Genomic DNA, 13,971 nt, shown 5'->3' on the forward strand with positions numbered 1-13,971 from the left:
ACACTACCATTCGCAGACCCAATGAACGATGGTCCGCAGGATCGTCACCGCGACAGCCGGGAACGGCCGGGCGGCGGCGGGACGGACGACAGGATCGGACGGCGGCGGACAGGGGCCGCCGGCACCGGCACCACGAACGGGAGGGAACATGAGGGGTTATCTGCGTGGAGCGCTGCTCGCCACGGCCTTCGGCGCCGCCTTCGGGCTGGCCTGCGGCGCTGCCGGCGGGGCGGCATGGGCGGCGACCGTCAAGGTCGGCGTCGTGGCCCCCTTCTCCGGCCCCTTCGCCATGGTCGGCAAGACCTTCAAGGAGGCGATCGCCGTCTATCAGGCCGAGCATGGCAAGGAGGTCGCCGGCACCACCGTCGAGTTCGTCTTCAAGGACCTCGACCAGGCCAACCCGGCGCAGAGCAAGGCCCTGTCGCAGGAGCTGGTGGTGAAGGAGAAGGTCGGCTTCCTGGCCGGCTATTTCTTCACCCCCGACGCGCTCGCCGTCGCCCCGCTGATCGACGAGGCGAACATTCCCTGCGTGATCTTCAACGCCGCCACCTCCGCCATCACCGAGAAGTCGCCGCGCTACGTCCGCACCTCCTTCACGCTGTGGCAGAACACGGTGCCGCTGGCCGAGCATATGGCCAGGCAGGGCATCCGGAAGGTGGTGACGGCGGTCAGCGACTACGGCCCCGGCATCGACGGCGAGACCGCCTTCAAGACCACCTTCGAGAAGGCCGGCGGGCAGGTGGTGGACAGCATCCGCATGCCGCTGAAGTCCACCGACTTCGCCCCCTTCATGCAGCGCATCCGCGATTCCGGCGCCGAGGCGATCTACGCCTTCCTGCCGGCTGGCCCGACGACGCTCGCCTTCGTCAAGGCCTTCAACGACAACGGGCTGAAGGACAGGGGCATCAAGTTCTTCGGGCCCGGCGACCTGACGCAGGAGCCGGACCTGCCGGCGCTGGGGGATGCCGCGCTCGGCCTCACCACCACCTTCAACTACAGCCAGGCCCACGATTCGGAGAAGAACCGCAGGTTCCTCGCCAGGCACAAGGAGCTGTTCGGCTCTTCCGACACCGTGACCTTCACCTCGGTCGGCGCCTATGACGGGGTCGAGGTCATCTACCGGATGATCGAGAAGGCGGGGGGCAAGGTCGGTCCCGGCAAGATGGACGGCGCCAAGGCGGTGGAGTCGATCAAGGGGCTGAGCTGGGAGAGCCCGCGCGGCCCGGTCGCCATCGATCCCGACAGCCGGCACGTCACCCAGACCATCTATCTGCGCGTGGTGGAGAAGGAGGGCGGCCGCCTGATCAACAAGGAGGTCGCCGCCTTCCCCAATCAGCCGGACTACGGCTACAAGGCCGGGAAGTAAGGACGGGCGAGGGGTGGCGGGCCGGCGCGCTGCCCGCCCGTCATCCGGCCTCTCCCCCCGGACAACGGCTCGGGTTAGGGTGGTGCCCTGCCACCCCCAGCCGAGAGAGCCGTCCCCATGGGAGTTCGCATCATGGAAACCTTGTTCGGCATCGCCGTGGACGGCGTCGCCTACGGGATGATCCTGTTCATCATCTCGGTCGGGCTGTCGGTCACGCTGGGGCTGATGCGCGTGGTGAATCTGGCGCACGGCGCCTTCGCCATGGTCGGCGGCTATGTCGCCTCCTATGCCGCGCAGGGGCTGGGGCTGCCCTATCCGGCGGCGATCGCGGTGGCGGTGGTGCTGACCGTCGTGGCGACGCTGCCGATGGAGAAGCTGCTCTACCGCCGCATCTACGGCTCGGCGAACGAACTGCAGCAGGTGCTGCTGACCATCGGCCTGACCTTCGTGATCGTCGCCGGCATCAACTACATCTTCGGACCGACGCTGAAGCGGGTGCCGCTGCCGGACATGCTGGTGGGAGTCGTCGAGCTCGGGCCGAAGGCGATTCCGGCGCACCGCGCCTTCGTCATCGCGGTGGGGGCGGCCATCCTGCTCGGCCTGTGGTGGCTGCTGGAGCGGACCGACTTCGGCATCCGGCTGCGCGCGGCGGTGGACGATCCGGCGATGGCGGCGGCGCTGGGCATCCGCACCGAACGGCTCTATGCCGCGACCTTCGCCATCGGCACCGGGCTCGCGGCGCTGGGCGGCGTCCTGGGGGCGGAGCTGCTGCCGCTGGAGCCCTACTACGCCATCCGCTACATCGTGCTGTTCCTGGCGGTGGTGGCGGTCGGCGGCGCCGGCAGCATCTTCGGCTCGGCCGCCGCGGCGCTGGCGCTCGGCATCGTCGACACGGCGGGCAAATACCTGATCCCGAACTTCGGCGAGTTCTTCTTCTATGCGGCGCTGATCCTGATCCTGTTCCGCTGGCCGCACGGCTTCTTCCATGGGAGGGCGGCATGAGCGCCATCGCCGGCGACCCCCGATCCGCGACCGGAGCCCATCCCATGATCCGTACGGTGCTGGACAGCCTGGGCGTTCCGCTGGTGGCGCTCGCCGGGCTGGCCGCCTTCTGGCTGTTTCCCGACGACCTTGGGCTGCTGACCCGCATCGCGGCGACGGCGCTCTACGTCCTGTCGCTCGACCTCGTGCTGGGCTATTGCGGGATCGCCACGCTGGGGCAGGCCGCGATGTTCGGCACCGGCGCCTATGTCGCCGGCATCGTCGCGGTCAACTGGATCAACGAGCCGATGCTGCTGCTGGCGGTCGGCGGTCTGGCCGGCGGTCTGGTGGCACTCGCCACCGGCGCGCTGATCCTGCATGCCCGCGGCCTGACCCTGCTGATGCTGACGGTCGCCGTCGTGCAGATCGTGCAGGAGGTGGTGAACAAGGCACGCGACTGGACCGGCGGCAGCGACGGCCTGTCGGGAATCGACCCGGCGCCGGTGCTGGGGCTGTTCCGCTTCGACCTCTATGGCCGGACCTCCTACCTGTTCGCCCTGGCGGTGCTGGTGGCCGGGCTGCTGGTGGCGCGCCGCATCGTGCGCTCGCCCTTCGGCCTCGCCTGCCGCGGGGTGAGGGAGGATCCGCTGCGCATCGCGGCGCTGGGCGGCTCGCCGCGGCGCTACCTGGTGACCATGTACGCGGTGGCCGGAATCTTCGCCGGGGTGGCCGGGGCGCTGACCGCCGTGTCGAGCGGCATCGTCGGGCTCGACAGCGTCAGCTTCTCCTGGTCGGCGGAGGCGCTGGTCATGCTGGTGCTGGGCGGCACCGGGCGGCTGTTCGGCGCGGTCATCGGCACCGTCGCCTTCATGGGCATCCACCACATCCTGGCGGCGACCGATCCGTTCCACTGGATGCTGTTCATCGGCCTGTTCCTGATGGCGGTGGTGCTGTTCCTGCCCGGCGGCATCGTGTCGGTCTTCGACGGGCTGATCGCGCGCCTGACCCCCTCCTCCCCCCGCCGCAGCGACGGAGCGACGCGATGACCGCCCTTCTGGAAGTCGAGAACCTGTCGAAGAATTTCGGCGGGCTGCAGGTGACCTCGGACGTCTCCCTGACGCTGCGGCCCGGTGACCGCTGCGCCCTGATCGGCCCGAACGGCGCGGGAAAGACGACCTTCGTCAATCTGGTGACGGGGGTTCTCGATCCCACCGCCGGCACCATCCGGCTGGAGGGGCAGGATGTCACCCGCCTGCCGGCCGCCGCCCGGGTGCGGCGCGGGCTGATCCGTTCCTTCCAGGTGGCGCGGCTGTTCCGCTCGATGACGGTGCGCGAGCATCTGGAACTGGCGATCCTGGAGCGCGAGGGCCGCACCTTCCGCCTGTTCTCCTCCGTCCGCCGGACTCCGGGGCTGGAGCGCGAGGTGGAGGATCTGCTCGACCTGATGGCGCTGGGGGCGGTGGCGGAGACCGCGGTCGGCCAGCTCGCCTACGGCCAGCAGCGCCTGCTGGAGATCGCCCTGGCGCTCGCCATGCGGCCGAAGGTGCTGATCCTGGACGAGCCGGCGGCCGGCGTGCCGCATTCCGAGAGCCGGCGCATCCTGGACGCCATCGAGCGGCTGCCGAAGGACCTCGCCGTGCTGATGATCGAGCACGACATGGACCTCGTCTTCCGCTTCGCCAAGACCATCGTGGTGCTGGCGCAGGGCCGCCTGCTGTGCAGCGGCACCGCCGGGGAGATCACCGCCGACCCGCGCGTGCGCGAGGCCTATCTGGGGAGCCGTGCCGATGCCCGCCGCCACTAAGGGACTGCTGGAGGTCGCCGGCCTGACCGCCGGCTATGGCGAGACGCTGATCCTGGAAGGGGTGGGCTTCACCGTCCCGCCCGGCGGCCGGCTCGCCCTGCTGGGCCGCAACGGGGTGGGCAAGACGACGACGCTGGCGACGCTGGTCGGCCAGACCACCCGCCGGGCCGGCAGCATCAGGCTCGACGGGACGGAGCTGACGGGAATGACCGCCTCGTCCCGCGCGCTGGCCGGACTCGGCTATGTGCCGCAGACCCGCGACGTCTTCCGCTCGCTGACGGTGGAGGAGAATCTGGTGACCGGGCTGAAGGGCCGCCCGCGCTCGGCGCTGGAGGAGGCCTACGGCCTGTTCCCGCGGCTGGGCGAGCGGCGGCGCAACGGCGGCGGCGAGCTGTCGGGCGGCGAGCAGCAGATGCTGTCGGTCGCCCGCGCCCTGTTGGGCCAGCCGTCGGTCCTGCTGCTCGACGAGCCGCTGGAGGGGCTGGCGCCGGTCATCTGCGATCAGCTGATGGCGGCGCTGTCGCGCCTGTCGATGACGATCATCCTGGTGGAGCAGCAGGTCGACCGGGCGCTGGACTTCGCCGAACGGATCGTCTTCCTCGATCGCGGCCGCGTGGTCCATGACGGACCGGCCGCCGCCGCCCGCGACGACCAGGCGCTGCTGGAGCGCCACCTGGGCGTCGCGCTGGCGGGGTGAGGGGGGCTGTGGCGGTGCTTATGCCCGGCTGTAGCTCGTTGCCTTGTGCAGTTGAACGGCCGTGTCGAAGATCAGCGCCAGGGTCTCCTGATTGAAGTGGCGCCGGGCGATCAGGTACAGCAACTCGTGGAGCAGCCACGGCTTGGTCGCTCCGCCAGGGCCGGGGTGGGTGAACGGAGACTTGTCGAGATCGATGCCCAGGATCGACTCGGAGACCAGGCGCAGGACCACCAGCTCCTGCAGCCGGCCGAAATAGCGATCCGTAACGGTGGGGTTGGTGTGCCCGATATGGATGATGCGGTGGCGCAGCAGCCGGAAGGCGATCATGCCGGCCACCTTCCCCTCGGCGACGCCTTTGGTCCGGACATCCTCGGTCCGGAAACCGCGACGCAGCATCAGAAAGCGCAGGTCGCTCGCCGCTTCCCGGAAGGCGGATGCCAACTCGGGGTTCGATACCGACAAGCGGTCAAGACTGATATCCGTCGACTTGCCCGATTCCCTGGCGAAGTCCTGGATCTGACGGACGACGAGATGCAGGGCCTTGTAGAACTGCTTGGTCAACTCCGTGAGCATATCTTCGCTCAGGAAGCTCGGTAAGTCTTCGTCAGAAGGCACGGAACATCTCCACCAGGGTCACGGGTCTGACCCGATCACTATGGAAATCGTCGATCTCGCTGGTTTGGAGAGTCTATAATCCGAGTTCGTCAACGGCCTGAACAAGGGTGCGGCTGAGATCGCCGGATATGTCCGTCTGACCCGCCACCTGAGCGATGGTCGAGGATCGGATGCGGGCCAGCAACTGGTCGGGGGTGACGCCGCTGTTGGTGACGGGAGCAAAGGTCTCGTGGAGGGCGCGGTGTGCGACTTCAGCGGCGATCCGATTCAGAGAGTCTTCCGAATTGACGAGGTCCAGAAAGGACATACCGCTTTACCCTCGCTTTCCAAGAGAGTTCCTGGAGCATCGTTAGAGCAGCCATCCTGCTCTGTCAAGGCATGATCTCTATGGTTCACAACGCCATTGCGGTTGCCGGAAAGGACAGCCGCAACATCCGCGGAGTCGTTTCCTCTGAAAATGAAATACAACGTCTTCGTATAAACAGGTCGTTGTTTCGACCGTGACTGATCGATGGTCTTTCCGCCGCCGGAGGAGCAGGCCGGAACGCCCGCCAGACAAGACGGGTCCAGCCGATCAGGCACCCCCCGCGGTTCGTCTCAGCCCTTCAGCGCCGCCATGGTGGAGGCGTTCGGGCACACCTCGTCATGGTCGGCGACCGGGGCGTCCTCGGCCAGCAGGTGGCGGCAGCGGCGGGGGTCGGCGCAGTGGGCGCAGGTGCGCTGCAGATCGTGCAGAAGGCCCTGGTGGTCGTGGGCCAGCGCCTCCAGGCTGAGGCCGCGCAGGGCCAGCGCCCGCGGCATCAGGGTGGACACCTGATCGCCGTGGGTGACCAGCGCGTCCAGGTCGTCCTCGCTCAGGCCGAGTTCGGCCAGCATGCGATGGCGCTCGCCCGGGGGCAGGGCGGCGAGTTCGCGGTCCAGCTCGTGGCGCTCGCGCCAGTCGTGGATCAGGCGGGCGATCCAGTGGCAGGTGTCGGCGGCGACGCCGGAAAGGCTGGGGGCGAGGCGGTCGGCGGTCATGGCGTTTCCTCCGCTCGATGATCATCTGCGGGATTGGCATCGTCCGCAGGATCGGGATCGTCTGCAGGATAGGCGGCCGGCACCGCCGCGGCCTTGATGTGGGTCAAGCAGTGCCGGGTCCGAACAGTTTCATTCGATAGGAAGTCCGACATAGTTCTCGGCCAGCGCCGTGGCGGCAGCGCGCGAGTGGACGACATAGTCGAGGTCGGCCAGACGGATGCGCTGCTCGAACGGCGTCTCCTGCTCGTTCCTGTGCAGCATCGTCGTCATGTACCAGGAGAAGCGTTCGGCCTTCCAGATGCGGCGCAGGCAGGTGGCGCTGTAGCCGGCCAGCAGGTCGCGGCGCCCCTCGCGGTAGAAGGCGGCCAGCGCCCGCGACAGCACCAGCACGTCGGCGACGGCGAGGTTCAGCCCCTTGGCCCCGGTGGGCGGGACGATATGGGCGGCGTCGCCGGCGAGGAACAGGCGGCCGTGCTGCATCGGGTCGCAGACGAAGCTGCGCATGGCGATGATGCCTTTCTGGAACACCGGACCCTCGGTCAGCCGCCAGCCGTCCCGGGTTTCCAGCCGGGTGTGCAGCTCCGCCCAGATGCGGTCGTCGGACCAGTTGGCGATGTCGTCCTGCGGGTCGCACTGGATGTACAGCCGCTGGATCTCGGGCGAGCGTGTGCTGAGCAGGGCGAAGCCGCGATCGTGGCGGGCATAGATCAGCTCGGGATGCGAGGGCGGCGCCTCGGTCAGGATGCCGAGCCAGCCGAAGGGGTAGATCTTCTGGTACTCCGTGCGGGCGGAGGCCGGGATCGCCTGCCGGCTCGGCCCGTGGAAGCCGTCGCAGCCGGCGACATAGTCGCAGCGCAGCAGCACCTCCTCCCCCTCGGCGGTGCGGTAGGCGATCAGCGGCGTGTCGCCGTCGAGGTCGAGCAGGCGCACGTCGCGCACGCCGAAGCGGATCTTCCCGCCATCCTCCAGCCGGGCGGCGACGAGGTCGCGGATCACCTCGTGCTGGGCATAGACGGTGACGCGCTTGCCGCCGGTCAGCTCCTCCATGTCGATGTGATGGCTCTCGCCGTTGAAGCGGAGCGTGATGCCGGAGTGGAAGTGGGCCTCGCGCATCATCCGGGCGCCGAGCCCCATCCCGTTCATCAGGTCGACGGTCCATTGCTCCAGCACGCCGGCCCGGATCGTGCCTTCGATCTCCGCGCGGCCGCGGCTTTCGATGATGACGGATTCGATGCCCTGGCGATGCAGGAGATGCGCCAGGAACAGGCCGGCGGGGCCGGCGCCGATGATGCCGACCTGCGTACGCCGCGGGGTGGGGGCCATGTCTCTCGTCCTCCTCGGGATAGTCGTCCGGGGTCGTCGGCTGTCGCGAAGCCGGCCGGGCGGAAAGGACCTGGCGCTGATGGTTCGCAATACCAACTTTTGACGGTGAGGCTAATCCCGAGCGGCCCGCCCGGACATAGACGAACCAGCGAAATGCTTGTACTTTTCATCGCTCCCCGACGGATCGCGCCGCCATGACCAGCCTTGCCGCCACGGTGGCGGAACCCATTCCGCGATACTGGCTTTACGGCGAACCGCCCACCGCGCGGGAGATGAACTTCGTCCATGTCGAGACGATCCGCGACCGGATGCGCTTGCACAATTGGGAGGTGCGGCCCCACCGCCACGACGGGCTGTGCCACGCCCTGCTGGTGCGGGAGAAGGGCGGCGGCCTGACCGCCGACGGGGTCGACCGCGCCTTCCGCGGCCCGGCCTTGATCATCGTCCCCGCCCAGGTGGTGCACGGTTTCCGGTTCGAGCCGGAGGTCGAGGGGCTGGTCCTGACGATGTCCGAGGGATTCCTGTCCACCCTGCTGGCCGCGGCGGAGCCGGAGCTGCGGGCCGCGGTCGCCCTGCCGCGCGTGCTGAACCCGGAGCGGAGCGGCCCGGAGTGGCTGCTGCTGGAGCAGGCCTTCGCGGCGATCCTGCGGGAGTTCCGCGCCGGCGGGGTCGGGCGGGCGAGCGCCATCGCCGCCCAGGTCACGCTGGTGCTGGTGGCGGCCGCCCGGCTGGCCGCGGCGGGGGCGGAGGCGGCGCTGCCGCCGTCGCCGGACGTCGCGCTGCTCGCCCGGCTGCGCCAGCTCATCGAGGAGCGCTACCGCGACCACTGGCCGGTGGAGGCCTATGCCCGGGCGCTGGGCGTCACCGCCGGGCGGCTGAACGCCGCCTGCCGGCGGGTGACCGGCTGCTCCACCCTGCAGCTCGTCCATGCCCGGCTGATGCTGGAGGCCAGGCGCACGCTGGTCTATACCGGCCTCGGCATGAGCGAGATCGGCTATGCCCTGGGCTTCGAGGATCCGGCCTATTTCTCGCGCTTCTTCACCAAGCGGGAGGGCTGTTCGCCGCTGGCCTTCCGGCTCGCCCATCCGAGAATGGAAGACAGTATTGCCGGGAACGGCCTTGACCGGGCAGGGGAGGGGTCACCACAGTAGGCCCTTTGGAAAATGCGGACTCCGGGAGTGCCGGATTCGGTTTTCGGGACTGGAGGGACAGGGGCAGATGGACACGCTCGACCACCCGGCTCGCGAAGCCCTGCCGATCGGCCATGCCGTCTGGCAGGCCGTGCGCGCCGACGCCGTCCGCGTCGCGGCGCAGGAAGAGACGCTGACGGCCTTCCTGCACGAGACGGTGCTGGCGCATGACCGCTTCGCCGACGCGCTGTGGGCCCTGCTGGTGCGCAAGCTGGCCTGCCGCATCATGCCGGCGGAGCGGCTGGGACGTCCGGTGGCCGATGCCATGGCGGACGATCCGGCGATCGTGGCGTCCGCCGCCGCCGACCTCGCCGCCATCCTGGCCCGCGACCCGGCGGCCGACAGCGCCCTGACCCCCTTCCTCTACTTCAAGGGCTTCCACGCGCTGCAGTGGCACCGCATCGCCCACTGGCTGTGGGGCAAGGGTCGCCACGACCTCGCCCATTTCCTGCAGAGCCGGGTGTCGGAGGCCTTCGCGGTGGACATCCACCCGGCGGTGCCGGTCGGCCGCGGCGTCTTCATCGACCACGGCACCGGCGTGGTGATCGGCGAGACGGCGGTGATCGGCAACGACGTCTCCATCCTGCAGAACGTCACGCTGGGCGGCACCGGCAAGGAGCATGGCGACCGCCACCCCAAGGTGAAGGACGGCGTGCTGCTGGCGGCCGGCGCCAAGGTGCTGGGCAACATCACGCTGGGCGCGCGCTCCAAGATCGGCGCGGGCAGCGTCGTGCTGAAGGATGTGCCGCCCTGCGCCACCGTCGCCGGCGTCCCCGCCAAGGTGGTCGGCTGGTGCCGCGACGATGCGGCGCCGGCACTCACCATGGACATGAGCCTGCAGCAGGCCGACTACAGCATCTGACCCCTCATAGGGCCCTGTGACACAAGATTTTGCTGCGCCGCAGCAACAGAGCCCATGCGGCGCATTGACGCAAACGTTTGCGCAAACGGTTCGATGGCGCTAGGCTCCTGCTTGTTTGCAGTTGGAGCTGTTGCGCCATGAAACGGACCGGCCTTCTCAACGCCCCGCTCAGCCACGCCATCGCGTCGCTCGGCCACACCCAGTCGCTTGCCATCGCCGATGCGGGGCTGCCGGTTCCGGCCGGGCCTGCGCGCATCGATCTGGCGGTGACGGCCGGCCTGCCCTCCTTCCTGCAGATCCTCGACGCCGTGGCGGGGGAGATGATGGTGGAGCGCGCGGTGATCGCGGCGGAGATGGCGACCGTCAATCCGGCCCTGCGCGCCGAGCTGGCCGAACGGCTGGACCGCATGGCCGCCGCCCAGGGCCGCCCGATCCTGCTGGAGGAGGTGCCGCACGAGACGTTCAAGCGGCTGACGGCGGCCTCCGTCGCGGTGGTGCGGACGGGCGAGTGCAGCCCCTACGCCAACATCCTGCTCCATTCCGGCGTGACCTTCTGACCGGCGGGGACAGCATGGACTCCGCTCCCGAACCCGCCGGTTCCGGCCTGCTGCTCGACCTCCGCGGGGTCGGCAAGGGCTTCAACGGCGTCCCCGTCCTGCAAGGCGTGGACTTCAGCCTGCACGCCGGCGAGGTCATGGCCCTGATCGGCGAGAACGGCGCCGGCAAATCCACCCTGATGCGGATCGTCACCGGGATCATTCCGGCCGATTCGGCCGATGCGATGCTGTTCCGCGGCGGGCCGGCGCGCTTCACCGCGCCCCGGCAGGCGATCGACGCCGGCATCGCGATGATCCACCAGGAGCTGAACCTGCTGCCGCACCTGTCGGTGGCCGAGAACATCTGGCTGGGGCGCGAGCCGCTGACCCGCCTGGGCCTGATCGACCGGACGCTGATGCGGCGCGAGGCGGCGATGCTGCTGGAGCGGCTGCGCCAGCCCATCGATCCCGACCGGCCGGTCGGCAGCCTGAGCGTCGGGCAGCAGCAGATGGTGGAGATCGCGCGCGCCCTGTCGCTGAACGCCGAACTGCTGATCATGGACGAGCCGACCGACGCCCTGACCGACGTCGAGACCGCCGTGCTGTTCGAGGTGATCCGCAGCCTGAAGGCGCAGGGCAAGGGCATCGTCTACATCTCGCACCGGCTGGGCGAGATCTTCGCCCTGTGCGACAGCGTCACCGTCCTGCGCGACGGCCACATGGTCCATCGCGGACCGGTGGCCGAGCTCGACGAGGGCACGCTGATCCGCCACATGGTCGGCCGCGCCATCACCGACCAGTATCCCTACCTGTCCTGCCCGGCCGGGCCTGAGCGGCTGGCCGTGGACGGGCTGAGCGCCGAGGGGGTGAGCGACGTCAGCTTCACCGCGGCGGGCGGCGAAATCCTGGGCTTCGCCGGGCTGATGGGCGCCGGGCGGACGGAGCTGGGCAAGGCGATCTTCGGCGCCAACCCGATCCGCGCCGGCCGCGTGCGCGTCGACGGTGCGGAGGTGCGGCTGCGCCATCCCTGCGACGGCGTCGCCGCCGGCATCGCCTATGTGCCGGAGGACCGCAAGGCCGAGGGGCTGATCCAGGGCCACTCCATCCGCACCAACATGTCGCTGGCCGCCCTGGCGCAGTTCTGCCACCCCGGCGGGGTGATCCGGCGCGGCGACGAGCGGACGGCGGTCGACCGCTTCATGGGGGCCTTCGCGGTCAAGGCGCACGGCATCGGGGCGGAGGTCCGCACCCTGTCGGGCGGCAACCAGCAGAAGGTCTCGCTCGCCAAGGCACTGATGCTGTCGCCCAAGGTGGTGATCCTGGATGAACCGACGCGCGGCGTCGACGTCGGCGCCCGGCGCGAGATCTACAGCCTCATCAACGAGCTGAAGGCCAAGGGGCTGTGCATCCTGCTGATGTCCTCCGACATGCCGGAGCTTCTCGGCCTGTCCGACCGCATCCTGGTGATGGCGGGCGGGCGGCTGACCGGCGGCTTCGCGCGGGGCGAGGCGACCCAGGAAAAGATCATGGCCTGCGCGGTCGGCTGACGGCAGGGAGAGGGACGACGATGACCACGCTGAAACGCTTCCTGTCCAACAACAAGCCGCTGGTCGGGCTGATCGTGCTGATGGCGGCGGTGGCCGTCATGAGCCCGAGCTTCCTGACGGTGGACAACCTGCTGAACATCCTGCGGCAGACCTCGATCAACGCGGTGATCGCGGTGGGCATGACCTTCGTCATCCTGTCCGCCGGCATCGACCTGTCGGTCGGCTCGGTGCTCGCCTTCTGCGGCGCCGTCTGCGCCTGGCTGGTGGCGGGCGACGTCTCGGTCTGGCTGGCGATCCCGCTCAGCCTGCTGCTGGGCGCCGGGCTCGGCGCGGTCAACGGCATCGTCGTCGGGGTGGGCGGCGTGCAGCCCTTCGTCGCGACGCTGGTCGCCATGACGATGCTGCGCGGCGCCACGCTGGTCTTCACCGATGGCCGCCCGATCACCACCGGGACCGGCGCCGCGGCGGACGCCTTCTGGAGCGTCGGCGGCGGCTATGTCCTGGGGATCCCGGTGCCGGTGGTCGTCGCCGCCGTCGTGTTCGCGGCCGGCGGCCTCGTCCTGACCCGCACGCGCTTCGGCCGCTACACCTACGCGGTGGGCGGCAACGAGGTGGTGGCGCGGCTGTCGGGCATCCGGGTCAATGCCGAGAAGACCGCCATCTATGCGGTTTCGGGCCTGCTGGCGTCCCTCGCCGGCATCATCCTGACCGCCCGGCTGGAGAGCGCCCAGCCCACCGCCGGCGCCGGCTACGAGCTGGACGCCATCGCCGCGGTGGTGGTCGGCGGCACCGGCCTGTCGGGCGGCAAGGGAACGCTGTTCGGCACTCTGGTCGGCGCCCTCATCATCGGGGTGCTGAACAACGCCCTGAACCTGATGGACGTGTCCTCCTACTACCAGATGATCGCAAAGGGCGCGGTCATCCTGCTTGCGGTGCTCGCCGACAGCCGCAGGTCGCAGTGAGCCGGCCGCCGCGTGACGGCCGGCCCATCATCGGCAAGGTCAAGACCAACCCAGCTCAAGACCGACCCGGGCCAGGACCGGCCCAGGGCGGGACCATCCAGGAAGGAGTGCCCAACCATGCGTAAGTTCCTGACTGCGGCCGCCGTCGCGGCCACCGCCCTGATGGCGACGGCCAACGCCCAGGCCGCGGACACCATCGCGCTCGTCGTCTCCACCCTCAACAACCCGTTCTTCGTCACGCTGAAGACCGGGGCGGAGACCAAGGCGAAGGCGCTGGGCTACACCCTGCTGGTCCTCGATTCCCAGAACGACCCGGCCAAGGAGCTGGCCAACGTCGAGGACGTGGTGAACAAGAAGGTCAAGCTGCTGCTGGTCAACCCGACGGATTCCGACGCGGTGCGCTCGGCCGTGCGGGCCGCCAACCGCGCCAAGATCCCGGTGGTGACGCTCGACCGCTCGGCCAGCGGCGGCGAGGTGGTGTCGCACATCGCCTCCGACAACGTGGCCGGCGGCCGGATGGCCGGCCAGCTCGTCGTCGACATGCTGAAGGGCCAGGGTGCGGTGGTGGAGCTGCAGGGACTGCCGGGGGCGTCGGCCGCCCGCGACCGCGGCAAGGGCTTCCACGATGTGGTGGACAAGGCGTCGGGCCTGAAGGTGGTGGCGAGCCAGCCGGCCGACTTCGACCGCACCAAGGCGCTGAACGTCATGGAGAACATCCTCCAGGCCCAGCCGAAGATCGACGCGGTGTTCGCCCACAATGACGAGATGGCGCTGGGTGCCGCCAAGGCGATCCAGGCCTCCGGCCGCAAGATCCCGGTGGTCGGCTTCGACGGCACCGACGAGGGCGTCGCCGCCGTGAAGGCCGGCGCGCTCGCCGCCTCGGTCGCCCAGCAGGCCGGCCTGATCGGCGAGAAGGGCGTCGAGACCGCCGACAAGGTGCTGAAGGGCGAGAAGGTCCCGGCCTTCACCCCGGTCGAACTGAAGGTGGTGACGAAGTAAGCTTCGCGTCCGCCGCCCGGCGCCGCGTCCCGTGGCGCCGGGCGGTCCCCCTCTGTCCTGCCGGAGCAG

The 13,971-nt window shown here is 69.6% G+C and carries 15 protein-coding genes; 11 read left to right on the forward strand and 4 right to left on the reverse strand.

All coding sequences use genetic code 11. From position 1 onward, the window contains the following. The first annotated feature begins 148 nt into the window (after positions 1 to 148). From DEW08_RS28285 to DEW08_RS28305, 5 genes are all read left to right on the forward strand, one after another. A complete protein-coding gene (locus DEW08_RS28285) occupies positions 149 to 1,366 on the forward strand; it encodes an ABC transporter substrate-binding protein (RefSeq protein ID WP_109333690.1) in 1,218 nt (405 codons plus the stop codon). A gap of 132 nt (positions 1,367 to 1,498) precedes the next feature. Next, the gene (locus DEW08_RS28290; RefSeq protein WP_109334149.1) at positions 1,499 to 2,368 is read left to right on the forward strand and encodes a branched-chain amino acid ABC transporter permease; all 870 of its coding nucleotides are present in this window, start codon (positions 1,499 to 1,501) and stop codon (positions 2,366 to 2,368) included. Next, positions 2,365 to 3,393, forward strand: a complete 1,029-nt coding sequence (locus tag DEW08_RS28295) for a branched-chain amino acid ABC transporter permease (RefSeq protein WP_109333692.1) — start codon at positions 2,365 to 2,367, stop codon at positions 3,391 to 3,393. Before DEW08_RS28290 ends, DEW08_RS28295 begins: the two co-directional genes overlap by 4 nt. Next, positions 3,390 to 4,151 (forward strand): ABC transporter ATP-binding protein, encoded by a 762-nt coding sequence (locus DEW08_RS28300; RefSeq protein WP_109333695.1) that lies wholly within the window; start codon positions 3,390 to 3,392, stop codon positions 4,149 to 4,151. Before DEW08_RS28295 ends, DEW08_RS28300 begins: the two co-directional genes overlap by 4 nt. Next, on the forward strand, positions 4,135 to 4,848 hold the full coding sequence (locus DEW08_RS28305) for an ABC transporter ATP-binding protein (protein ID WP_109333697.1): 714 nt from the start codon (positions 4,135 to 4,137) through the stop codon (positions 4,846 to 4,848). The genes DEW08_RS28300 and DEW08_RS28305 overlap by 17 nt, the downstream gene beginning before the upstream one ends. An 18-nt stretch (positions 4,849 to 4,866) precedes the next feature. On the opposite strand, the gene DEW08_RS28310 is transcribed toward DEW08_RS28305, so the two are convergent. The 4 genes from DEW08_RS28310 to pobA all read right to left on the reverse strand — a co-directional run bounded on the left by DEW08_RS28310 (position 4,867) and on the right by pobA (position 7,806). Further along, the gene (locus DEW08_RS28310) at positions 4,867 to 5,409 is read right to left on the reverse strand and encodes a hypothetical protein (protein ID WP_146214782.1); all 543 of its coding nucleotides are present in this window, start codon (positions 5,407 to 5,409) and stop codon (positions 4,867 to 4,869) included. A 127-nt stretch (positions 5,410 to 5,536) separates the two neighbouring features. Further along, positions 5,537 to 5,770 (reverse strand): hypothetical protein, encoded by a 234-nt coding sequence (locus DEW08_RS28315; protein ID WP_109333701.1) that lies wholly within the window; start codon positions 5,768 to 5,770, stop codon positions 5,537 to 5,539. 290 nt (positions 5,771 to 6,060) lie between these two features. Next, positions 6,061 to 6,483 (reverse strand): DUF6455 family protein, encoded by a 423-nt coding sequence (locus DEW08_RS28320; RefSeq protein WP_109333703.1) that lies wholly within the window; start codon positions 6,481 to 6,483, stop codon positions 6,061 to 6,063. Between the two features lie 129 nt (positions 6,484 to 6,612). Then, positions 6,613 to 7,806 (reverse strand): 4-hydroxybenzoate 3-monooxygenase, encoded by a 1,194-nt coding sequence (gene pobA, locus DEW08_RS28325; RefSeq protein ID WP_109333705.1) that lies wholly within the window; start codon positions 7,804 to 7,806, stop codon positions 6,613 to 6,615. A 194-nt stretch (positions 7,807 to 8,000) separates the two neighbouring features. Here pobA and DEW08_RS28330 point away from each other — a divergent pair, with 194 nt between their 5' ends. From DEW08_RS28330 to rbsB, 6 genes are all read left to right on the forward strand, one after another. Beyond that, a complete protein-coding gene (locus DEW08_RS28330) occupies positions 8,001 to 8,957 on the forward strand; it encodes a helix-turn-helix domain-containing protein (protein ID WP_109333707.1) in 957 nt (318 codons plus the stop codon). Between the two features lie 67 nt (positions 8,958 to 9,024). Continuing rightward, positions 9,025 to 9,858, forward strand: coding sequence for a serine O-acetyltransferase (gene cysE / locus DEW08_RS28335; RefSeq protein WP_109333710.1), 834 nt, complete (start codon positions 9,025 to 9,027; stop codon positions 9,856 to 9,858). A gap of 137 nt (positions 9,859 to 9,995) precedes the next feature. Next, positions 9,996 to 10,415 (forward strand): D-ribose pyranase, encoded by a 420-nt coding sequence (gene rbsD / locus DEW08_RS28340; RefSeq protein WP_109333712.1) that lies wholly within the window; start codon positions 9,996 to 9,998, stop codon positions 10,413 to 10,415. A 14-nt stretch (positions 10,416 to 10,429) separates the two neighbouring features. Further along, positions 10,430 to 11,941: a sugar ABC transporter ATP-binding protein gene (locus DEW08_RS28345; protein ID WP_109333714.1), complete on the forward strand. Its 1,512-nt coding sequence runs from the start codon at positions 10,430 to 10,432 to the stop codon at positions 11,939 to 11,941. Between the two features lie 20 nt (positions 11,942 to 11,961). After that, positions 11,962 to 12,903 (forward strand): ribose ABC transporter permease, encoded by a 942-nt coding sequence (gene rbsC, locus DEW08_RS28350; protein ID WP_109333716.1) that lies wholly within the window; start codon positions 11,962 to 11,964, stop codon positions 12,901 to 12,903. Between the two features lie 117 nt (positions 12,904 to 13,020). Continuing rightward, on the forward strand, positions 13,021 to 13,902 hold the full coding sequence (gene rbsB, locus DEW08_RS28355; protein WP_109333718.1) for a ribose ABC transporter substrate-binding protein RbsB: 882 nt from the start codon (positions 13,021 to 13,023) through the stop codon (positions 13,900 to 13,902). Positions 13,903 to 13,971: the final 69 nt, after the last annotated feature.

This window comes from Azospirillum thermophilum (genome assembly GCF_003130795.1).
GTDB classification, from domain to species: Bacteria; Pseudomonadota; Alphaproteobacteria; order Azospirillales; family Azospirillaceae; genus Azospirillum; species Azospirillum thermophilum.

Excerpts from the sequence above, each read along its gene's own strand:
- DEW08_RS28285 (WP_109333690.1), top strand. The coding sequence starts at position 149 with ATGAGGGGTTATCTGCGTGGAGCGCTGCTCGCCACGGCCTTCGGCGCC.
- DEW08_RS28290 (WP_109334149.1), top strand. The coding sequence starts at position 1,499 with ATGGAAACCTTGTTCGGCATCGCCGTGGACGGCGTCGCCTACGGGATG.
- DEW08_RS28295 (WP_109333692.1), top strand. The coding sequence starts at position 2,365 with ATGAGCGCCATCGCCGGCGACCCCCGATCCGCGACCGGAGCCCATCCC.
- DEW08_RS28300 (WP_109333695.1), top strand. The coding sequence starts at position 3,390 with ATGACCGCCCTTCTGGAAGTCGAGAACCTGTCGAAGAATTTCGGCGGG.
- DEW08_RS28305 (WP_109333697.1), top strand. The coding sequence starts at position 4,135 with ATGCCCGCCGCCACTAAGGGACTGCTGGAGGTCGCCGGCCTGACCGCC.
- DEW08_RS28315 (WP_109333701.1), bottom strand. The coding sequence starts at position 5,770 with ATGTCCTTTCTGGACCTCGTCAATTCGGAAGACTCTCTGAATCGGATC.
- DEW08_RS28320 (WP_109333703.1), bottom strand. The coding sequence starts at position 6,483 with ATGACCGCCGACCGCCTCGCCCCCAGCCTTTCCGGCGTCGCCGCCGAC.
- pobA (WP_109333705.1), bottom strand. The coding sequence starts at position 7,806 with ATGGCCCCCACCCCGCGGCGTACGCAGGTCGGCATCATCGGCGCCGGC.
- DEW08_RS28330 (WP_109333707.1), top strand. The coding sequence starts at position 8,001 with ATGACCAGCCTTGCCGCCACGGTGGCGGAACCCATTCCGCGATACTGG.
- cysE (WP_109333710.1), top strand. The coding sequence starts at position 9,025 with ATGGACACGCTCGACCACCCGGCTCGCGAAGCCCTGCCGATCGGCCAT.
- rbsD (WP_109333712.1), top strand. The coding sequence starts at position 9,996 with ATGAAACGGACCGGCCTTCTCAACGCCCCGCTCAGCCACGCCATCGCG.
- DEW08_RS28345 (WP_109333714.1), top strand. The coding sequence starts at position 10,430 with ATGGACTCCGCTCCCGAACCCGCCGGTTCCGGCCTGCTGCTCGACCTC.
- rbsC (WP_109333716.1), top strand. The coding sequence starts at position 11,962 with ATGACCACGCTGAAACGCTTCCTGTCCAACAACAAGCCGCTGGTCGGG.
- rbsB (WP_109333718.1), top strand. The coding sequence starts at position 13,021 with ATGCGTAAGTTCCTGACTGCGGCCGCCGTCGCGGCCACCGCCCTGATG.